Source organism: Aphanothece microscopica RSMan92, assembly GCF_046613545.2.
In the GTDB taxonomy this organism is placed as follows: domain Bacteria; phylum Cyanobacteriota; class Cyanobacteriia; order PCC-6307; family Cyanobiaceae; genus NIES-981.
On the sequence record NZ_JBKKKY020000050.1, the window covers coordinates 1 to 21,226 of the forward strand.

Annotated in this window: 15 protein-coding genes; 9 read left to right on the plus strand and 6 right to left on the minus strand. The window is 62.2% G+C overall.

Going from position 1 to position 21,226, the window contains the following annotated elements; all coding sequences use genetic code 11:
- From ACLD7X_RS12395 to ACLD7X_RS12420, 6 genes are all read left to right on the plus strand, one after another.
- Positions 1 to 287: hypothetical protein (locus ACLD7X_RS12395; protein ID WP_411423952.1), on the plus strand; the 287-nt coding region annotated here is incomplete at its 5' end.
- 10 nt (positions 288 to 297) lie between these two features.
- On the plus strand, positions 298 to 1,008 hold the full coding sequence (locus ACLD7X_RS12400) for a hypothetical protein (RefSeq protein WP_411423953.1): 711 nt from the start codon (positions 298 to 300) through the stop codon (positions 1,006 to 1,008).
- Positions 1,009 to 1,088: 80 nt separating this feature from the next.
- On the plus strand, positions 1,089 to 1,331 hold the full coding sequence (locus tag ACLD7X_RS12405) for a hypothetical protein (protein WP_411423954.1): 243 nt from the start codon (positions 1,089 to 1,091) through the stop codon (positions 1,329 to 1,331).
- A gap of 40 nt (positions 1,332 to 1,371) precedes the next feature.
- Positions 1,372 to 2,049: a hypothetical protein gene (locus ACLD7X_RS12410; RefSeq protein WP_411423955.1), complete on the plus strand. Its 678-nt coding sequence runs from the start codon at positions 1,372 to 1,374 to the stop codon at positions 2,047 to 2,049.
- A gap of 12 nt (positions 2,050 to 2,061) precedes the next feature.
- Positions 2,062 to 3,111, plus strand: coding sequence for a hypothetical protein (locus ACLD7X_RS12415; protein ID WP_411423956.1), 1,050 nt, complete (start codon positions 2,062 to 2,064; stop codon positions 3,109 to 3,111).
- Positions 3,112 to 3,114: 3 nt separating this feature from the next.
- A complete protein-coding gene (locus tag ACLD7X_RS12420; RefSeq protein ID WP_411423957.1) occupies positions 3,115 to 3,309 on the plus strand; it encodes a hypothetical protein in 195 nt (64 codons plus the stop codon).
- An 11-nt stretch (positions 3,310 to 3,320) separates the two neighbouring features.
- On the opposite strand, the gene ACLD7X_RS12425 is transcribed toward ACLD7X_RS12420, so the two are convergent.
- The gene (locus ACLD7X_RS12425; protein WP_412007163.1) at positions 3,321 to 3,521 is read right to left on the minus strand and encodes a sigma factor-like helix-turn-helix DNA-binding protein; all 201 of its coding nucleotides are present in this window, start codon (positions 3,519 to 3,521) and stop codon (positions 3,321 to 3,323) included.
- A 13-nt stretch (positions 3,522 to 3,534) separates the two neighbouring features.
- On the opposite strand from ACLD7X_RS12425, the gene ACLD7X_RS12430 reads away from it, so the two are divergent.
- Positions 3,535 to 3,897 carry a zincin-like metallopeptidase domain-containing protein gene (locus ACLD7X_RS12430; RefSeq protein WP_411423966.1) on the plus strand — a complete coding sequence of 121 codons (363 nt, stop codon included), beginning with the start codon at positions 3,535 to 3,537 and terminating at the stop codon, positions 3,895 to 3,897.
- A 24-nt stretch (positions 3,898 to 3,921) separates the two neighbouring features.
- On the opposite strand, the gene ACLD7X_RS12435 is transcribed toward ACLD7X_RS12430, so the two are convergent.
- The 4 genes from ACLD7X_RS12435 to ACLD7X_RS12450 form a co-directional block, all read right to left on the minus strand.
- Positions 3,922 to 6,117, minus strand: coding sequence for a 3'-5' exonuclease (locus tag ACLD7X_RS12435; RefSeq protein WP_411423959.1), 2,196 nt, complete (start codon positions 6,115 to 6,117; stop codon positions 3,922 to 3,924).
- 4 nt (positions 6,118 to 6,121) lie between these two features.
- The gene (locus ACLD7X_RS12440; protein WP_411423960.1) at positions 6,122 to 9,850 is read right to left on the minus strand and encodes a sacsin N-terminal ATP-binding-like domain-containing protein; all 3,729 of its coding nucleotides are present in this window, start codon (positions 9,848 to 9,850) and stop codon (positions 6,122 to 6,124) included.
- A 253-nt stretch (positions 9,851 to 10,103) separates the two neighbouring features.
- A complete protein-coding gene (locus ACLD7X_RS12445) occupies positions 10,104 to 10,814 on the minus strand; it encodes a LuxR C-terminal-related transcriptional regulator (RefSeq protein WP_411423961.1) in 711 nt (236 codons plus the stop codon).
- A 227-nt stretch (positions 10,815 to 11,041) separates the two neighbouring features.
- A complete protein-coding gene (locus ACLD7X_RS12450; protein ID WP_411423962.1) occupies positions 11,042 to 17,578 on the minus strand; it encodes a DEAD/DEAH box helicase in 6,537 nt (2,178 codons plus the stop codon).
- Positions 17,579 to 17,766: 188 nt separating this feature from the next.
- Between ACLD7X_RS12450 and ACLD7X_RS12455 the strand changes: the two genes are divergently transcribed.
- Positions 17,767 to 18,147 carry an antitoxin Xre/MbcA/ParS toxin-binding domain-containing protein gene (locus ACLD7X_RS12455; protein ID WP_412007165.1) on the plus strand — a complete coding sequence of 127 codons (381 nt, stop codon included), beginning with the start codon at positions 17,767 to 17,769 and terminating at the stop codon, positions 18,145 to 18,147.
- Complete coding sequence (locus ACLD7X_RS12460) at positions 18,144 to 18,890, plus strand: RES family NAD+ phosphorylase (protein WP_411423964.1); 747 nt, start codon at positions 18,144 to 18,146, stop codon at positions 18,888 to 18,890. The genes ACLD7X_RS12455 and ACLD7X_RS12460 overlap by 4 nt, the downstream gene beginning before the upstream one ends.
- A 14-nt stretch (positions 18,891 to 18,904) precedes the next feature.
- Here the strand turns inward: ACLD7X_RS12460 and ACLD7X_RS12465 are convergent.
- Positions 18,905 to 21,226 (minus strand): hypothetical protein (locus tag ACLD7X_RS12465; protein WP_411423965.1); only part of this gene is annotated, 2,322 nt, incomplete at its 5' end.

Sequence of the window (21,226 nt, forward strand, 5' to 3'; positions counted from 1 at the left end):
TGCTGGTGGCCTCCCACCCTGGGCACAGCGAGGCGGTGACGGTGACCCTGGAGTTGGCGCCACTACTGGCTGATGGCAACGCTGGCAGCTGGATCACCGCCGCAGCCGTCGCCATCCCTGCCGCCGGCGGCAAGGTGGAGGCGATCATCAGCGGCGCTGCCCTGTTGATCAATCCGGCCGACAGCGAGCTGATCACTCCGCCCTGCCTGCGGCTGGCGCGGGCGACGGTCTCTCCCGCCACGCCGGTGGGGATGACCGTGGCGCTCACCGCCAACCAGGGGCTGTGAGGTGAGCGCCATGGACACCCCACTCGACACCCTCACCACCGCAGCCGCCGGAGCTGAGGCGCTGCCGCTGGAGCTGCTGCAGCCCTTCGACAGCAGCAACCCCGCCTCCACGCCTGTTCGCCTCTCGGGCCCGGAGCAGCGGCTCACCGTCAGCCCTGATCCGGGTGTGGGCGATGCATCGCTGTTGCCTCCTAGCCAGCTGCTGATCGCCAAGGACGGCGTGACCCGCTCGATCTGGCCGGTGCACCTGGCCGGCTGGCAGGCCCTGGGCTGGCAGTTGCTCAGCCCCGCCAGCGGCGGCGATAACCCGGCCCCGGTTGATGCCGGGGACACCGCGCCGGAGCCGGAGCTGGTGGATGCGCTCGACCTCGAGCCCGAGCAACCAGAAGTGACGGAGCCCGCGGCAGCACCAGATGAGCCCACGCCCTCCGGAGAGCCGCCTGAGTCAACGAAAGCCACCACCAGCGACGGAGAAGCCCTGCTGGCTTCAGAGCCCACCGACTTCCAGGCCATGACCAAGGCCCAGATCGTCGAGTTCTGCTCCACCGTCTACGGCGTGGAGCTCGATGGCAGCCAGACCAAGGCTGAGCTCGTGGAGCAAGCCACGGCGCTGGAGGCCCAGGCCAGCGGCAGCAGCACGCCCACAAGCGACGGCACGGGTGTTGCCAGCAGCGATCCTGCCGATCTCGCGGCCTTGGAGCTGGGGGATGCCCTGCTCTGATCCCAGCCGCCAGCGCTGCCCCGGCCAGCGCATCCCTGGCTGGGGCCTGGCAACAGCTCAGCAGCACTGCCCTGGCGCCGATGCTCACTCCCGATCCGGCCGTGCTGGCCGAGCTGACGGCCCAGTGCCGCAGCAGCAGCCGGCCGCAGGGGGTGATCTTCCTGGGCCTGGCCCAGCTGCAGGACGGCGGCACCCCTGAACCACCGCCATCCGGGGGTGTCAGTGCCGTGCAGGCCCTGGCGCCGCTCATCAGTGCCACCGCCAGCAATGGGGTGGTGGTGATCGCACTGGACCTGCGCCTGCTCAGCCCACTGCCGCCTTGATCCCTCGTCTCAATCGCATTCCGCTTTTCCAATGATCGCCATGGCCACCACCACCGAGAGCCGCACCGCCGGCCGCTCCCTGCCCCAGCCCACCGACCTGCTGCTGGTGCAGCGCGGCAGCACGCCCTACCGGGCAACGGCTGATGAGGTCAAGGCTTTCATGCTCACGCCGGCCACGGCGGCGGCGATCGGGGCGATCAGGCCGGGCACCAACCTCTCGGTGGATGCCGATGGCACTCTCCATGCCGCCATCCCCGGCGCCCTGCACTACCGGGGTGCAATCGATCCCACAAGCGACGAGGCCCCTGCCGATGCCGCTGTTGGAGACGTGTACTTGGCCAGTGCCTCAGGCCCCGCCATGGCCAGCTGGAGCGGTATCGCCGGCCAGGAGATCGCCCAGGGGGATCTGTTGCTGTTTGACGGCAGCAACTGGAGTGCCAACGCCGCGTTGGGCCCCGATGGCGCAGGCGTGATCCGCATCCAGGTGGCCGCACCGCTGGCCGTCGATGAGAGCGATCCAGCCCAACCGCTGCTGAGCGTCGAGCCCGCAACAACCGCCGCTACCGGCGTGGTGCAGCTGGCCGATCCGTTGGCGCTGGCGGACGGCACCCCCGGGCGGGTGGTGGACGCGGCCCAGCTGCAGGCGGCGATGGCCACCGCCCAGCCGGCCGGGGACTACATGCCGCTGGACCTGAGCACCCTGCCGGCCCTGCCCTGAGCGCCGCAGCTGATGACCCTCCAACCAGGTGACCTGCTCGCGATCACCCGTCCCGTCGGGCCCCAGGCCGGCACCTACCAGCTGCCGGCAGCGGCGATGGCAGACCTCCTGAGCCCGCTGCCGGTGCTGGGGATCAGCGGTGTGCTCTGGTCGACCGTGCGCTCGGCGGCGGACAACAGCTGGCAGGCGATCTGCTGGTCGCCGGAACTGCGCCTGTACGCCTGCGTCGCCAGCAGCGGCAGCGGCAACCGGGTGATGACCTCCAGCGATGGCATCCGTTGGAGCGCCCAACCGGCAGCAGCCGATCAGAACTGGGTGGCGCTCTGCTGGGCCGCTGAGCTGGGACTGTTTGTCGCCGTCAGCGACAGCGGCACCGGCCAGCGGGTGATGACCTCAGCGGATGGCCGCAGCTGGGACCTGCGCCAGACGCCAGCCGACAACAGCTGGACCTCGATCTGCTGGGCACCCGAGTTGGGCTTGTTGGTGGCCGTGGCCAGCACCGGCACGGGCAACCGCGTAATGACCAGCTCCGATGGCCTCACCTGGACGGACGGCCCGGCTGCCGCGGATCAGGAGTGGCGTTCCATCTGCTGGGCGCCTCAACTGGGGCTGCTGGTGGCGGTGAGCAGCACTGGCGGGACCCAACGGGTGATGACTTCTCCCGATGGCCGTAACTGGACACTGCGGACGGCTGCCGCCAACACCAACTGGATGGCGCTCTGCTGGGCGGCTGAGCTGGGTCTGCTGGTGGCGCTGAGCAGCAGCGGCAAAGGGAACCGGGTGATGACCTCCCCGGATGGCATCAACTGGACCAGCCGCAGTTCGGCGGCCGACAACGCCTGGACCTCCCTCTGCTGGGCGCCGGAGCGAGAGCTGCTGGTAGCTGTGGCCAGCAGCGGCACCGGCAACCGAATCATGACCAGCCCAGACGGCCTCAGCTGGACGGTGCGCAGCTCCCCGGCCGATCTGGGCTGGCGCTCGCTTTGCTGGTCGGCCCAGCGGCGACAGTTCGCGGCGGTGAGCAACAGCGGCGCTGGCAACCGGGTGATGGTGAGCCCTTGACCCATGCCTGATCCCACGACTGCCCTGCCGGTGATTGGCTCGCGCTGCTGGCGGGATCTGATCAGCCCAGAGACCGGCGCCACGGTGCTCAGCCCTGCGGCCGGGACTCCCGAGGACGATCCGATGGTGGAGCTGGCCTACGACGAGGGCGGCAGCGGCTGGTGGCCGCTTTCCACGCTGGTGTTCGAGCAGGCCTAAGCCAAGGGGCCTCAGCCCGCCCCCACCAGCTGCTGACGCAGGGCGGCGAGCGCTTTCTTCTGGGCCCGCTGCACCGACATGGCGCTGATCTCCAGCCGCTCGGCTGCAGCGCGGAGTGAGAGGCCCTCGAGGACGGTGAGCCGCCAGCTGATCGAGCAGGGAGTGCCGGTCAGCTTTTGAGGGGATCGGGGCTGCTGTCTGCCTGCCGCCATCGATCGGATCCAGCTGCCCGATCGCGCCAGCTTCCACACGCCTGCTTCGTTCTGTGTCACCTGGGCCCACGAGCAGATCCACTCCATCGACCATGAGTCCCGGATGAAGCCAGATCTGAGCGGTGCCTTCGGGAGGGCGCGCTATGCCCGTGAGGAGCTGATCGCCGAATTACGGGCGGTGCTGCTCGGCGATCGGCTGGAGCTCGGCAGCGAGATGGAGAGCCATGCCGCCTATCTCGGTCACTGGATCGAGATGCTCAATGAGTCGCCCAATGTGCTGTTCCAGATGCTCAGCGAGGAGCGGCAGGCGGCGGATCTGATCTGCCCAGAGGCACCTGGGCAGCCAAAGGTAGACGGCGAGGCACATCCCGCCTGAATGCTGTGTGCTCTCCGCCGTAGCTCAGCCTCTCGGCGTCAGAAATGACGATGGCTTGCCGCTGTAGGTCACGACCACCCTTTTCTTAGCTCGGGTGGCCGCCACATGAAGCAGGGATCGCTCCTGCTGCTCGAACTGCTCACGCGAGACCTGATCCGGCCGCCTGCTCACCTCCACGCGGTAGGGCATCTGTTCGGCGGTGAGCTCGGGGATGAAGACCTGGTCAAATTCCAGCCCTTTGACGCGATGCATCGTGGCCACGCGCAGGGCGGGATCGCTGGGATCATCGGCTTCATTGGCCTCAATCAGCCGAACAGGGAACCCCGCCTTTTCCAGTGCCTGGGCGACCCGGTCGCGGGCCGTCTTGGTCCGCAGGGTGACGCAGGTGGAGGCGAGGTTGCCATCGATCCCGCGAAGCTGGGTGAGGGAGTCTTGTAGGAAGCGCTGTTCGTCAGCCGGGTCCTCGAAACCCCGGAGCACGGGCTTCTCGCCGTGGAGCAGCGAGCGGTAATCGCTGCTGGGATCGTTGCCGCCATCAAGGTCGTCGAAGTTGACCCCCTCCAGGACAGCCGTGGCCCAAGCGCGGGTTTCCTCGGTGGTGCGGTAGTTGATGCGCAGCTTGCGAGAACGACCGCGTACGTCGATGCCACAGCGGCTGAGCACGATCGGCTTGCCGTAGATGCGTTGGTGCGGGTCACCCACGATGAACAGGTCGTTGGCGTGGGGCTCGCCCGCGAGCACGCGGATCAGGGAGAAGGAGGCAACATCAAGGTCCTGGGCCTCGTCCACCACCACTGCCAGGTAGCGCCCCCCCTGATCGGCATTGCGCAGCAGATCTGCCGCTGCGGTTTTGGCCTCTTCCGGTTCCCAGAGACCGCGCTGCCGGAACTCAGCGCGAAGGGCATCGAACACCGGCCAGATCTGAGCCCGCTGCTGCTTGCTCAAGCGGGTGCCGCGGCCGATCCTGCGTGCAGCCAGGTAGTCGTCGCGGGAGCGGCAGCCATTGGCGAGCACCACATCTTTCCACTCCTCCATGTAGAAGCGCTCCTCTAGCCCCATGGCAGGGTCGGCCACATCCATGGCGAGGCTCCAGCAGGCCTCGCGGGCTTCGTCGTTGAAGACCCGCACCTGCAAACCCTGGTTCTTGAGGAAGGTCATCACCCACCCGTCGAGGTGGATGACCTCGATACGCCGGAGCTCTTCTGGACTGCAGATCTTGGCGAGGTTGCTGCGGATGTCGGTGGCGAGGTTGCGGGTGAACGTGGTGAACAGCACCTGACCAGGGGTATCCGAGGCCAGCAACCGATTGGCCAGCCAGCGGGCGCGATGCATGGCCACCACCGTCTTGCCTGTGCCGGCGCCCCCCAGAACCCTCACCGGGCCGTTCCAGTCGCGATTCACCAGTCGTCGTTGGCTTGGATGCAGGAACACCCGCCACTGCTCCAGCGGCGCTGAGAGCATGGCTTCCAGCTCGTCGTCATCGGTGATCACGAGAAACTCCGCCTGGCTCTCGGGTGTGGCCAACGCCGTGGCCACATCCTCGGGATCGATGTGGTCCGGCCGCTGGCGCTCCAGCTCCTCGATCACCGCCTGGATCGGCCTTCCCTCAGCCAACAGGATCAGGCCATCGACGCAATCCTGCGGCACCCATTCGATCAGCCTCGCCAGGGCCTCTTCGCTCTGGACAGCACGCACTGCAGGTAGCAAGGCCTCGGGTACGCCGAGCAGCATGAGCTGGTCATCGTCGCAATGGGTGAACAACGAAGCCAGCTCTGTATTGGCCCGGTTCTCCTGGCTGGCAATGGCAATGGGAGCTGCTGGGATGGCTTCAGTGCCGGCCGCTGCGGTTGCAACCCCAACGGCACTTTCGGCCGCCTCGACATCGACGATCTGCAGGGCACCAGAAACCCGGTTCACATGGCAGGTCTTCCGCCGAGCCCAGTCATAGGCGTCGTCGTGCTTGTCGATCCAGAGCAGCACGTAGGTATCTCCCTGCTCCGGCGCCCGCAGGATGCAGCGGATGTCCTGATCGACGCGGATTGAGCGGATCAGAGGGTCCTTACCGCCTTCGATGCGCTCGTAGTTGAGGCCAGGACTGCGGGGGTTATCGCGAAACTTGGAAATGAATGCCGCCACCTTGCCGCGGGCCTTCTCCGGCAGCTGGTTGAGAGCCTTAAGAAAGCCGGTGGAGAGGGCAACGGTTAGTTTATCTGGGATCATGTAGCTACTTAAGAAGAAGTGGTTTCAGAGCCTCGACAGTGGCTAGACGAAGTCCAGAATGGAGGCCGAAGTCTAAGCCTTCTTCTGATGCCCAACATTGCCAACCATAGGCCTCGAACACGGACAGGTCCTCTTCAGTGTCGACAATAGCCATTTTCTGCGTTGGCCAAGCAAGTTCCGCATAAGCAACAATTGCACCCTTCTCGTCGGTCAATTCAAATCCAACATCAGGATCTATGAATTCACGCGAATCAGATGTATTTCTCAGATTCTCCAGAAGAGCTTTATATGCAGGGGCGATGAGGCTTTCAATCTTATCCAAGGGCGCAGAGGCCTGAGTGTCCTTTATAGCGATAGACCTCCAGCCTCTATCAATTGAATAGCTTGTTGTTTTTCCGACAGGATCGGGGATGCGAAGTATCCCGGCATCATTGGTGCCTGCTCTTTCGACAACATAGAGCCAGAAACGACTTCCAAGACGCTGAGCGCATTCGAACTGCGCTCTGGACATGGCAACAGGTCTATCCGCTAGAGTTGAGCTCATAGACTTGACTTCGCACACCTCATTTGGGGCGTCTAAAGTTCCTCCACGATAGAGATCAAATCCAATATTATTGAGTGGAGTGCGACTCCAGCCAGGCTCCTTAGCCATTATCAGCAAGATGGCCTCTTCTTCAAGTCGTAGTCTTTCTTCTTGGGCAAGTCCGTTGAGATCATTGCCGAAACTGTCCGCACTCAAGGAAATGAACGAGACAAACTCCTTATAGCCTTGGGTGGTTTGATTCCCTGTCCCGTCAGCCTTCTTCTGGGGATCGGCTGGATTCTTAGAGTCCCTGGTGGAGGCCAACTCGCTCTGGGTTTTGCGCCCGTTTGCCGAGGCTGGCCTTAAAGGAGTCGTCTTAGCCTGAGCTGTCTGACTGTGAAGAGGTTGCGTATCAGAACTAGTATTTGCCGTAGATTGTCTAATAGGGCTTGAACTCTGAGCTGTCCCTGCCTGAGCGTTAGGCGAAATAGCATCAGACTTCATGCTATCGTTATTGCCTGGCTCTATTGCAGATGGAAGCCCCTCTTTATCTAATTTTGAATTTTCAGAATGAATAGAATCGCCTGCCTCATTATTCATGCTTGCCATAGAGGTCGGCTCTTGATCGGAAACCTGTTGCGGTGACAACGACTTGTGTTTCACCAGTCCTTCAATGAAACTCTCTAGCTTTTCATAATCTTCCGGAGTATCCCTAAATAATTTAGCTATTATACCGAGCATCTTTGAGTCAAGGTTTAGTTCGTTGGCCAGAATATCGATGCTTTCAGATTTGAATTTAATGCTGCTGTTTAATGCGTTGTTTGGTTTCCACCCAAGAGCTGAAAAGCAGATTTCAGAAGGCGAGACTAGCCCCCCGCTACCATCGGGAATCCATGAGCAGGCATTGAGTTGGCCGATAAATTTAGGCTCAAACTTTACTGAGTACTTGCCGTGATAAGTCCATGAGTATGTGCATTTAAAAAATTCTGGACCTCTTCTATTCGCGATTGTACTCAGTTCCTCCCAAAGTAGGGATGCGCGCTTCACTTGCTCTTGATCTGGCAATGAAGGCAATAAGATAAGAAGCTCTTCTAAGCCTAGAAGTATCTTGTTGTCGTGATCATCTTTTCGATTCGATGTCTCTGGCTGTTCAGACTGCTTTCGTAAGTCCGCCATCTCAGTCCATGACAGGCCGGCATACTCGTGCCTGAGTTCACGAGATGCACCACAGGCCTCTAACATTGTGCGTGAGTCCTCGGCAAGGAGAATCTTTGCTGAACGATTTGTCAACAAAATTCCGTCGATGCCATTAAGAAGTTCATAAAGTCGTTTTGTCCACAAGCAGACTTCAGTCGGTCGTGCCATGCATGCTTTTCCATCAGCCATATCAACGCAAAGTACAAATGGAATATTCTTTAGCTTACCGACTAGCTGTTTGACCCTGATTCCAGAGGTTTCACGATAAGCCTTGCAGATCTGACGAATATCTTCTTCGTAAACCTTATCGGCAGGCAGTTCTCTGTCCTGATTCGAAGTAGGCTTGTAGCGAGGAATGATGTTATGAATAACATTATCTACTAGATCTGGTTCAGCAAGCCCAAGACCCCGTAGGAACCGCAGTGAATCAGGGCTATTACATACCGTCTTCTTGATAGTCGGAAACTCGGTCTTATAGGATGCAGGTAGATATGCCTGCGCTACGTCGTCTAAGAACGCTGAAACATGAGAGCCATTCTCAAGTCTAAGGAGCGTGGCGCCTTTAAGATACCAAGTGTGAAATGCCTCGGTATTCAATAATTCATAGAGCGAACGCATCCACTCGTCTGACTGCTCAGTTAGAAACCCAGGTGTTAATCTGGGAACTATTTCAGATAGACTCAGCGATTCAATACTACATTCGTCAGCAAGAAAAGTCTCTACCTCAGAATCAAGTGAAAGACTGTTGGCATCTGCAAGCCAAAACAGTGGTATCTCACTATTGAAGAGCTGCGTCAACTGCTCACTGCTTATCAGCTCCTTCAAAGCCTCTGAACTCGATATCTTGACCTGCTGTGCTGGCTTATAACCGCTTGGGTGCACTGGAACAAGCTCTTGCTCACAGAATGCTTTGACTGTGGAATGGTAGAGAGGTTCAAACATCCCCCCTGAAAAACGTGTCCTGGAGATTGGCAAGCAGCTCAGTGCATTCAGGTCAAGCAGCCTATAATTCCTTAGCCAGATCAATGCATCTACCAACAGTTCCGATGTGGACTCTATGCAAAGTCGGTTCCATTCTTCACGCCAAGGAACATTATCTCGATTTGATGTAGTCCTATAAGGTCCTTGTACTAAGAAACCAAGGTGCGTGTCAATTACTGTGGGGAAATACACATAGAGATATGAGCGGTCTAGCTCTAAAAGGGTTTCTTGCTCGCCCTCTTTGCCGCCATCAGTCAGCCAAGCTAGTTCAACAAATCCTACTACCTCGCCTGCATTGTAGACTTCTTTAGAGAACACTAGCCATTTTTCATCGAGCTGCAATTTTCGAGATTTTTCTTCTTCGGTTCGGATGTCAGAATCTGCGTGCAATGACACCCGTCTTGCTGTCTTGTCAATTACTTCGACATGCCTTGAATACGCTCCTTTGTTCCCTTCATAATCTGACCATTTAATCTGCTCAAGTTCGCGAAGAAAGAGCAGTATTTCGGGCCCAAGACTTTTCAGTTTTGAGCGCAGCTCGTGAAGCAGAAACTCATCTGAACTACGAAATGGAATTGAAATCACTGTTTCATTTTCTTCCTTATTAATTGCTGCAATACCATGAGGCATAACGTAATCTTGAATCATGAAGTCTTCTGCCCCGGAATGTATTTCTGGTCGTTCTGAATACGTAAATACGGACTTAAAGCCAAGGCCAAATCTGCCAATTGAAGTAAGGTCTTTCGTACTCCTGGCAATTGAGCAAACCGCACGAACATCCTCTTCGTCGAATGGTTTTCCATAGTGACGAAGACTAAGCCGGTCAGTGTCAAGAGTAAAAGTTGCTATTTTACTACCCGACTGATCGTGCCTGCGCTTTAGGGCGTCTTCGGTATTTTGCAAGAGTTCATAGATGAAATGAGACTTTTCATCGTATCTATCTGCGAGCACGTCAGCGCCCCAGTCTCCAATTCGAGTGCCGTACCATTCCTCATGCTGATTTCTAATAAGCTCGTAGTTACTTGTCATCATGGTTTAGCGGATAGGAAAGATAGTTGATGTATAAATCTGATCAAGTATGCATTTCAACTGCCATGCTCTTCTGAAGAGATAGGCTTGCTGCTTGAGAAGATTGTAGCTTCGAGGTTAGGCGCATGATTCGGAATGCTGTGACCGAAGCAACTCTTATACCCCTTTACCATCACTTGGGATCCCACCTCATCACATCCCCTAAATGGGGGATTTCCGCTTTCATGTCCTCATAGACGCTACATCGCCGCACAGGTCAGCCAGAAACCATGGTGCTCCCCTCAAGCGCCGATTCTAGGTTGATCAGCCCTGCAGCAATAGACCTCACTACAGCCTTCCTTCGGTTGTCTACACGAAGTTTCTGGAAAATATGCTTCACAAGAGTTTTGCCGGTTTCTGGGCTCACCACCAGTTGCTTGCTGATTTGCTGGTCACTCAGTCCAAGCATCAGACGGTTGAGGACCTCTCGTTCCCGTGCCGTCAAAGGTTCCACTAATTGTGGAGGAGCCTGCTGTCGCAAGACTGCTGCAACAGGCTGTGGGTAGTAGACCCCTCCTCCTGCGACCACTCGAAGGGCCGGTATGAAGCGCTCTGATTGGAAGCAGATTCCTTCACAACCTCGTGCTAGTGCCTCCCGCACTAAGGTCTCGTTTGAATCATCGGCGACGAGCAGTGTCTTAGTCGCGCGGTCGATTGCCTCCGCCCTCGCCACCAATGACAATCCAGTTCCTTGCTGGAGACTCTGGCTGACCACTATGAGACTGGGCCTGTGCTTCCGAACGAGTTCTAAGGCTTCATCCTCAGTGGTGGCTGCACCTACCAGGCTTTTTTGAATCGGCGGAATACACATGAAGGCCCCTAGCCACTTCAAGTGCTCGAGGCAAGCAACAGTGGTGTGCCCTCTAAGAAGTTCGTCCAGCTCCTCCAGTAAGGCGGGGATCTCCGGTATGAGGTCCGTCAGGTCCAAGACTCACTCAACGAACTGCAGGAAGAATCACTGGATGCGAGGCTGTTGCCACTTCGAATGGCTCCCTGATAGGGTGATCATAGCTACATTTCCGGGCCAGCCACAGTCCTTCTGAAAGTTGGGCCATCGATGAGGGAATGGATGGCTGGAAAGCGAAAGCCGTCAAGCAGCTGAAGCAAGTCACTTAAAGCGTGGAGATCGTTGAATATGTTGGCACAAATAAATACTTAGGCGTAGTTATTCCCTAGCGAGAGTCTAATTTTAATGGCTACTTCTGCTCCTCCCCTGATCTCCAGGCACCTCCATCCAGCTCGTGAAAAGACGGCGAGGTCCTCCTTGTTAGAGAGCACTGTGAGTTTTCTATTGGGCCAGGCAAGCTCCGCTTGGGCCACCACGTCTCCCTTCGGCCCGACCAGCTCGTAACCAAGATCGGGGAAGGGGATCTGTCCCTGTAAAAGAGGGTCACGCAATGCCAGGAGCACCGGACTTGATTCTGGGTCCGCCAGATCGAGAGCCTGATTCCACTGCCGCTGCAGCTCCGGGTTGGAGGGCGTGTCCGCTTCCCCGCTGCTGCCTGCCGCCTCCCCAGTGACCCACACCGCTGGGGGGTCCACGGCTGCGGCTTGGTCCGCTCCGCTCCAGCCGGGGGTGGTGAGCAGCATGTGGGGCAGGAACTGGAACAGATTGCCCAGACGCAACCATTCCTGCCAGGCACTCTGCCGCTGCTGGTCCGAACTGGCGGGTTCCGGGTCGTAGTGGATGGAGCGACAGCTGGCGGCAGGGTGCCGGCAGCCATGGCGGGCCTGGTCCAGCAGATTCACTGCCGTGAGACCTGGCGCGATAGCCAGCACCTGGCCGACCCGCTTCCCAGGCTCGTTGCCCTCCCACTCAGCCACGTGATCGGCCAACGCCAGATGGTTGATGGACGCGTTGATCTCGGGGGCATCGAGTGCTTTGGAGCTGCCCTGAGCCAGGCAGAACAGCTGGCCCAGCCCTTGCCAGAGGCGCTCTGAGGGGTTGGTCAGGTAGGCCATCAGCAGTTGCAGGCTGTTGGCTGCCTGCACGTCGCGGGGCATCAGCAGCGGCGGCTGAGGAAGGGTCTGGAGCACCGCCTCGGGCCACCAGCGATCGGTGAACGTCTCTGGCTTGGTGGCGAAGGTCGGCAACACGCCCACTGCCAAGCCATTGGGTTCGAGCGGGGACTGGGCGCTGGGCAGTTTTTCCACCACATCGTTCCAGCTGAGCGACCAGATCAAGTAACGGCCGCTGCGCTGCAGGGCCATGCGCTGGCGGGCGTCATCGGCGAGGCGGCATCGGTGGAACTCCCAGCCGTCGGTGTAGATGGCGATCGGTTTGCCGCCGGCGGTGGGGGTGAGCAGGAAGTCGGCGCGGGAGAACTCCGCCACGCCTTCGCCCTCACCCAGCGGCACCTGCTGCTCCACCTTCCAGGTGGTGGCCGCTGGCCCGCTGCCGATCTTGAGCAGGTAGCCGATGCGGCCATGGATCACGTCCTGCTTGAGCACCACCGGCACGCCATCAGGGGCACCCTTGCCGGTGCGGAGGGCCTCGAGGAAGCGCAGCTCCAGTTCGCTTTCGGCCCGGCTGTTGATCGTGATCTCCGAAAGGCTGCGGTCGGTGGCCTGGAGGTCGTCCCAGCGACGCAGAATCGCCTGCAGCTGCTCGATGGCGCGGCGTTTGCTTGTGCGCTCGCGATCAAAGCGCTGGCGGTACATGAAGATGCAGCGGTAGCAGCCGTCGCTGCAAGGGCAGGCCTGCAGAGCCTCGAGCGAGCCCTGGAACACCGCGCGCAGATCCTTGCCGCCCTGCTCCATCAATTGGCGCACATAGCCTGTGCCGCCGGGGACGGAATCAAAGAGATAGAGAAAGGTTTTGCGCTGCTGGCTGCCGGGCTGGGGTTCTTCTCCGAGGGCAGAGCTCAGATGGTCCACCTTGCCGCCGAAGCGATGGCGCAGGCCCAGATGGAGCGCACCCACGAAAGAGGGCTGGCCCTCCTCATCCCAGAAGCTGGCACCGGGCAGGAGGAAGCGCAGGGCCTCGGAGCTGAACTCCCGGTACATGAACAGGAGGTTGCGGAGCTGGGCGTTGTCGGGCTTGTCGCGGAAGGTGCAGGCCCAGGTGTGGTTGGATGCCCTGGCGGGGCCGCGTTGCACCTTGCCGCAACTGCGGCAGAGCTCGAAGCCCCTCACCCGCAGGGGTTTGCCGGCGATGGTGTGGGTGGTTCCGATGGGTGTGAGCTCCCCGAAGTTGATCTCGCGGAAGGTGGTGCTGGCCAGGTATTCGGCGCCAAAGGGGAACTCCTCGTCGTCGACAGCCAGTGAGATCTCGCGGCGGGCCAGATCGGGAAGGATCAGCAGTTCGCGGTGAAAGAAGAGTGGATTGCGCTCGTCGGTGTCATCACCGAAGCGGCTGCGGGCGTCTTCCGTGGTGGCCTGCACCTGACGCAGGCGGGCCATCTCCTTGACCTGACCATGGTCGGCGTAGCTGCTGTGGCCGCAACGGGGGCACTCCTTGCGGTTGTAGTCATCGTCGGTTTCGCGGCAGGCGTAGGAGCAGGAGGGGCAGAATCGCCAGCGCTCCGGTTTGTTGAGGTTGGGATCGATTTGATCCACCTTCACCCGCCGGCCCTGGGCATAGAACTGGCCGTCAGGAACGAGTTCACGGATGGCCACGTTGGCAGGCCTCTCGTAGCTGAGGGTCGGAAGCTCCTCGGTGCGGCGGGCACCGCCGCCGCGGGCGGGCAGCCGGCGCCAGAGCACCGACTTGAGCGTCACGCCGGCTTCCGGGAAGGCGTAGTTGGGCAGGAAGCCCTCATCGGTGAGCATGGCCAGTAGGGGGCGGCCATCGAGGTCCTTGCGCAGCTGGTTGTAGGCGATCTGCTCGCGCCGGATCGAGTCTTTGTCGTCCCGCTGCTGCTCCAGCAGAGAGGTCTCCGGGATGGCGGCGAGCTTGTTGAAGCGCTCGCGCAGTTTGGTGGCCTCGTTGCGCAGGCGCTTGCGCTCCGCGATCAGCTCCTCGAGCCGCACGATCAGGCCTCTGGCAAAAGGCGCCGTGAAGGCAGCCGACTCGCCGGCATCGGGGGAGCTGAGGAAGTAGGCCCGCAGCTCCTGACGGCTGGGCTCCTGCAGCTGTTCATCGAAGAGCCCCAGGAAGCGATCGAGCAGGGCCGACTGTTCGGCATGGCACCAGCGCAGCCAGTTGTAGGGGAAGCGATCGGGGATGGTGGCTTCCTTGCCGGCCTGCTCCACGGCATCGAGCACGGGCTTGAGCTTGCGCGGAAGCGCCTTCGCGGTGATGCCGCTCTGCACCCAGCGATCGATCGTGTAGGCCAGCAGCTGGCGTTTGAGGATCGCGGCGGCGTCGAGGTAGCAGCCGGGGGGGCTCACCTGCCCCTGCAGCATCTCGCGGGGATCGGAGAAGAAATAGAGGTCGTGGGCGGTGCCGGTGACGATGGTGCCGACCACGGCATTGCCATCGCGGCGGCCGGCACGACCGATCCGCTGGAGGTAATTGGCGGGCTCCGGTGGCACCGAGGCCAGCAGCACGGTGGAGAGATCACCGATGTTGATGCCCATCTCCAGGGTGGAGGTGGCCGAGAGCAGGTTGGGATCGCTGCGGTACTTACCGCGGATGAACTGGGTTTCCAGCCGCTCGCGATCAGGACGCGCCAGCAGACCGGTGTGCTCGCGGGCCACGATGCGGTGCACCGCACCGCGCTCGTAGAGGCGGCGGTAAAGCGGCAGGCCGGCGCGGGGATCAAGTCCGTAGTGACCTGGGCAGTGGCGCACCAGGCAGGCCATGCCCTCCCACACCGGCAGCTGCTCGGTGAGCGCGCTCTGCCCATCGCCGCAGCAGGCGCAGCGCAGCAGCTGGGGCTGGGCGGCAACCAGCAGCACCTGGGGCGGTATCGCCCAGATGTGTTCCCCCCGCGCGCCGGAGAAGCCCTGCAGCAGGCCAGCCTCCGTGAGAGCCGCCACCACGGCCTGGAGCGCATCCTTCTGCTGCTCGGCCTCGAGTGGGGCGCTGGCCTCCAGCGTGCGCGCCAACCAGTGCTGGCTCCAGGTTGGGCGGCCCTTCTCACGCACCAGCTGCTGGAAGCTTCCCTTGCCCCTGTAGCTGGTGAGAAAGATCGGCCGGGTGGAGGAACGGCCGAACTTGGGGGTGTGCAGGATCTGGTTGAACTTGAAGGTGTTCTCCGCTCCGCTGCTGAGGTACTCCGTCCCTTTGCCATCAGGCCCCACCAGCTCGGGAACGGCGATAGCACCGCGCTGGCGCAGCTGATGCAGCAGCCCAACCACCAGCTGCTGCACCTGACCGATCCGGGCATGGCGGAGGGGCTCCACTTCGTTCTGCAGGCGGCTGAGCAGGGCCGGCAGCAGGGCCTCGATGCGGGCTGGATCCACAGCGGCGGCCGCCGATCCGGCCTGCTCCACCGAGGAGCCGAGGCGTGAGCGATAGCCGAATTCAGCGGCTACCTCCCAGCGCAGGCGTTCGCAGACGGTGCGCACCAGGAAGCCGTCGGCGCCCAGGACCGGGTTGTCCTGATGTGTCAGAGCGTCCCACTCCCGCAGCCATTCCAGATCAGCCGGCAAGAAGGTGGCGGCGAAGTCCACCGGATTCGGCAGTTCCTGCTGCCAGCGGCTGATCAGTTGGTCCTGCAACTGATCGAGCGGTAGAGGCCCGGTTTGCTGCAGGGTGTGGGTGAGGGCGGTGCGGAAGGAGGTGCGGTAGGCGCGGGCGGCGATGAAGCCGGAGCGATGGGCGGCATCCTGCACCGAATCGGAGAAGGCCAGCAGCTTCTTGTCGCCGTTGAAGGCGGAGGCGAACAGCGAGGAACTCCAGGTGCTGGTGAGATTGGCGGCTGATGTACCCAGCAGCAACAGGCCCTGCTGGGCGTTGCAGTAGGGGCAGTCGCGGCTGATGCGGGGATGGTTGTTCTCATCGAGGTAGCCGCAATCGGGCATATCGACCAGCAGCAGCTCACGGCTCTGGCAGTTGGTGCACACGTCCTTGAGGTCTTTGGAGGAGTGGACCGTGAGGCAGTCGGCACAGAGCACCTTGAGGCTGGCCGCTTCCGGGGTGGCTTCGGGCTGAGGGACGCCAGGCTGGAAGGGCTGCTGGGGGAAGAGATAACGAACTTCCGGCTGGCCGGAGAAGTAGGCTTTGTAGAACGCCCGCAGGTTGCCGCCGCGATCGAGGTGATGGCTGCCCTGATTCAGCAGGGTGGAGCTCCAGGCGGTGGCACCGCAATCCCGGCAATGCACCACCGGTAGATGGGCGCCGCTGTCCTTGCCGGCCAGGTCGTCGGAGTGAATCAGCTTTGGCTCGGCCTCCACCGAGGCCACCATGCGCTTGAGCTCCCGCAGCCAGAGCTGCAGGCGCAGGTTGAGCCAGGGCACCACCACGGGCGTGCCGTCGAGTTTGTTGGTGATGCGGCGGGCATGGGCGAGCAGGGCCAGCAGGCTTTCGAGCAGCAGCACCCGGTAGCGCAGTGGATAGCGATCGCCGAGGCCGAGCTGCCGGGAGAAGCGCACCAGCAGCTCCTCGATGGAACAGGTGGTGGCGGCCTGGCGCACCAGGTTGTGCACCGCCGGCAGGGTGCCGAGCCGCAGACCCAGCTCCAGGCGCCAACCCTCATCGGCGACGGCATCGCCTGGCGGAGCCGGCAGGGTTTCCCCCAACCAAAGTTCTGCCTGTTTCTGGATGTAGGCGTCGGCGCTGCTGGCGTGTTCCGGATCCAGGGCCTCAAGCACCTCGAGCCCCGGCAGCGGCAGGGCGAAGAGTCCCTCCTCGCCGAAGGCGGTGTGGGCCGTGAAGAACTCCTCTGGGCTGAGCCGTTCCTCCTCGATCAACGAATCCGATTCGAAGCGGCTGGAGAAGATCTGCCCGGCGTAGTCGCGCATCGCGCCCCGCGATTCGGGGCCGCCGAGGGTGGCGGAGGTACCCACGCACACCAGCTCCTCCCCGGGGCAGTGGAGGCGATCGCGCAGACGGCGGATCAGACAGGCCAGGTCGGTGCCCTGGGCGCCATCGAAGGTGTGGAACTCATCCACCACCAGGTAGCGCAACACGCTGGTGCCATCCGGCTGGCGCCCGTTGTGGAGCCAGAGGGCCTGCACGTGGGGCTGGATCAGCAGGTAGTCGAGCTGCTTGTAGTTGGTGAGCAGGATGTCGGGCGGAGCCTTGTGCAGCGCTTCTTTGTCGGTGATGACGCTGGTGGCGGTCATTGCCGCGGTGGGGTCATCGTCGGAGGCACCGATGTAGAGGCCGGCGCGCAGGCCCGCCAGGGCGGGGATGGTGTGGACCAGATCGGCGATGCGGCGGGCCTGATCGGTGGCCAGGGCGTTCATCGGGTAGATGAGGATCGCCTTGATGCCCCGCTGGCCCTGGGCGTGCTGCAGGCGGCAGTGCTCGAGGAGCGGCAGCAGAAAGCACTCGGTTTTGCCGGAGCCCGTACCGGTGGCCACCAGGGTGTTGCGGGGCGTTCCAGGCAACAGCCGGTCGAAGGCCTTCTCCTGGTGCCGGTAGGGGGGGAACGGAAGCGGGATCTGGGGAAACCAGTCGCGGCCGGAGCCCTGGTGGAACGGCAGCGCCACTGACACGTAGGGGCCCTTGAGCAGCCGCTCGCGATCGGCCAGGAAGCGATCGATCAGCCCTTTGAAGCCCGGGGTGGTGGGGTGGAAGGCAGTGCGGATCCCGTCTTGCGCTACTTGCTCCAGCTCGCTGGCGACAACGGAGGGGAGCAAGTCGGTGAGACGTTTTGCTTGACCAGGCTAGACGCGATCACTGTTCCGCCAAGCGATCTGATCGATACACCCCCTGGAAAGATGCCGGAGAAGCACAGGCCTCCGGCCGCCTTGAACTGACTCAGTCGAGGCAAGTGGTTCCGATTTGCCGCGATTGAGGCATAGTGGGACGACGACGGAGGAGGCAAGTGGCCGTTCAGAGCAGGCCCAGCGAGGCCACCAGCGGCGTCAATGAGAACGTCCTGCTGCGCAAGGCGTTGCAGCGAGCGGGTGAGGAGCTGGGCCTGACGGCCCAGGAAACAGCGCAGGCCATCGGCAAGAGCCGCACGTTCTTCGAACAAGGCCGGGCTCAGGGACGCATCGATCCCCACACCCGGCAGATGATGGCCTTGGTGCTGCGTCTGCATCGCAGCCTTTCTGCCCTGGTGGGCGATGACCCGGCCTTGATGCGGCACTGGCTGGAGACCGCCAACCGTCACACCGGCGGGATCCCCCGGCAGCAGCTGCAACAGCCGGTGCAGCTGGTGGAACTGGTGCAGTATCTCGACGCGATGCGCGGGCGGCCGTGAGCCCGGCGCCAAAGGTTGATCTCACGGCTATCGCCCGGCTGGATGGGGTGGTGATGCGGCTGGTGGAGCAGCAGGGTGCCCAGGCCACGCGGCGCATCGCCGACAGCCTGGAGGAGCAGGCCTGGCTGGAGGACTTTCTGGAGACCAGCAAACCCGATCTGCCGGATGCGGAAGAATGCCCGGTGCGGCATCGGCTGCTTCTCACCCCGTTCCGCTATCCGAAACGCTATGGGTCGCGCTTTTCCAGGCCCTGGGAACGGGGCCTGTTCTATGGCTCACGATCACGCCTGGGTTGCCTCCTGGAGGGGGCCTTCTACGAGCTGGTGTTTCAAGCCGGACCTGAACGGCCCTTTCCGCGCAGCGCGGCGATGCGCAAAACCCTGTTCCACGTGAACGTGCGCACGGAGCGTGGACTGCAGCTGCAACAGCAACACTCCAAAGCCCTGCAGCGCTGCCTGCGTGATCCTGTCGATACGCGTTTTGCCCAGGCCACGGGCCAGCGGATGCGTGAGGCCGGACTTGAAGCCTTTGAGTATCACTCGGCCCGCAGCATTGACGATGTGGTGCAGTTCGGTGCGATCAGCTGCTGCGTGTTTCAGAGCACCCCCTTTGATCAGGAGGATGTGCAGGTGGAAAGCCATACCAGCGACGTGGCCTTGCGATGCCTGGATGACAACAGCGTGTGGCACTTCCAGCGGAGACAGTTTGAGGTGAATGGCGTCTTTCCTGAGCCTTCGGCCTGAATCCCTGGCCGTGGTCAGGCAGGGTGGAGCAGCTTCACCACCCAGTTGTCGGAGTCGTGGCGGGCCAGGAGCTCCAGGCCCGCCGGCAGGGGCAGGTCCAGTTCCCGGTTGACGATGTCGCTCACGAGCTGATGCACGTATTCCAAGGCCACCCGGTTGTCGTGGTCGAGTGGGCGCCAGAAGGTGCGCTTGCGACCGTCGCCGCTGCCGTTGCGGAAGGCCTCCATCGCCGCCATGCCGCCCGGTGAGCGGATCACAGGGGCAAAGCCATCGCGCATCAGCACGAACTGGGCCTGGCGATACTTCATCACCAGCTGGTTGAGGTTGCCCAGACGGGCCGTGATCGCGTTGGCATTGGCCACGTGCATAAAGGCGATGCAGCGCGACGGGCCGGTGCTTTCGATCAGCACGTTGTCCGGCACCCGCTTGTTGCCGAGGCGCAGCGCCCCGATTCTCAGGGAACGGATCTGCTGGTAGCCGGTGCAGATCTGCTTCAGCTTGCCGGCGTCATCGGATTCATCAACGATCTGCGAGCGCTGCCATCGCTCGGTGATCACCTCGAGGGTGGCCGTGCGGTAGCGCAGGAAAAGGGCCTCATAGGCACTGAGTTCGTCGGAGGCGATGGACGGCTCGGTGCCGGCAACCTCCGAAACATCCGCAGGAAGGATCCCCTCGGCGTCGGGAGGGTGACCCGTCTCCATGGCCTGGGGCATGGCCGGGGTGATGGTGGATGCGGAAACGGGCGCCCTGCCTTCCAAGCGATCGAGGCGCTGCAAGATCTGTCCCAGTTGCTGCTCCAGCAGCAGCAGGCGCCGGTTCAGACCCAGGCCATCGGCGGCATGGGAAGCCACTGCAGCCGCTGCCGGCGGCGGGGGCAGCGGCACCCCCCGCACGCGATGTTCGAAAACGGCGCCTGCCCGGTTGATGCAGCTGCGGATGGAGGGCTGGCGGGCGATGGCGGTGATCTCCTCACTGGAGAAGAGTTCCCGGGCGCTGGCTCCGAGCGGCTGAAGACGCAGATCGAGAATCTCCTCGATCTGATCGGGCCTGGGTTGCTCCAGCTGGATCACGTGCTGGGCCACCCGGCCGGTGATGCTGCCGTCAAAGTCGTTCTGGAACTGCTGCCACCGGTCGGGAAACAGGGTGACCAGCACCAGGGCGTGGGGGACATGGGTGAACAACTCCTTGATCACCTCGCCGAAGCGGAGCAGCACGGCTCGGTTGCCCTCCAGCCAAAGACCCTCCAGCTGGTCGAAGACGAGAATCAGGGGCTGATCAAGGCAGCAGAGCAGGCCGATCACACGCAGGGCCTGCAGGGAGAACTCCTCCCGCAGCTGCTCCTCGTTCCAGGGGCTGAGGCCTTCCAGTTCTCGATCCACCGGCTCGTGCTCACCGGTGGCCAGCCAGCGGCGGCAGCTCTCGCGGCGGCGGGGTTCGCTGTAGCGGCAGAAGCGCAGCAGACCCTGGAGGATCTGACGTCCGTAGCCCGCGGCGCCGTGGTGATCGGCCCACCAGCGCAGCAGGACCACTTCGATCCGTTCCCAGCGCTGGCGGCGGGCGTCACTCCCTTCCTGCCCAAGCCGGCCAAGGTCTTCAGCTTCCAGGGCCGCGAGGATCTCGCGGTCGCGCTCGGTGCTGGTGCCAGCCTCGGCGAAGATGCCCCTGATCGATCGGATCAGCAGCAGGTCCAATTGGCTGTGGGGGCCATCGCCCACCAGCTCCACCAGCGATTCAAGGGTGCGGGAATAGATGTGAAAGAGAACGCTGGTGGCCTGGGTGGGCTGGCGAATGAACAGCAGGCGGTTGCTCTGCAATACCTCCTGGGCCAGGCGCATCACCAGGTGGGTTTTGCCGGCGCCAGGTTCACCGATCAACACCGCACCCTGCGACTGGCGGTTGGCGTCAGCGGCCACGCTCTGGAGCACGGCGGCGAGCCGCTGAAACGGGGCTTGATTAACGAGCCGGTCGTCGGAGAAGGACTGGAAAGGGGTATCGACCCGCGAGCTGCTGAAGGGGTTGGCTTGTGCCGCCAGACGGCGGGACAGCTGATCGCGCTGCAGGTGGCGATAGAGGAGGTAGGTGAAGCGGGCGTCGTAGGCGGCCTGGTGGGCGGCGTCCGGGCTGAAGGGCTCGCTGCTCACGCCGAGTTGATCGCAGAGGGCGCCGAGGGCGTAGCTGTCGAGGCCTGGGTGCAGTTCCTGGGCCATGGAGACGGTGCAGTGCCAGTCGAGCACCGGTGGTGTGAGCCCGCAGACCTCGAAACTGGCGCTAAGCACGGCGCTGTCGTGGCTGGCGTTGTGGGCCACCAACCGGCGGCCTCGCAAAGACGACCGAAG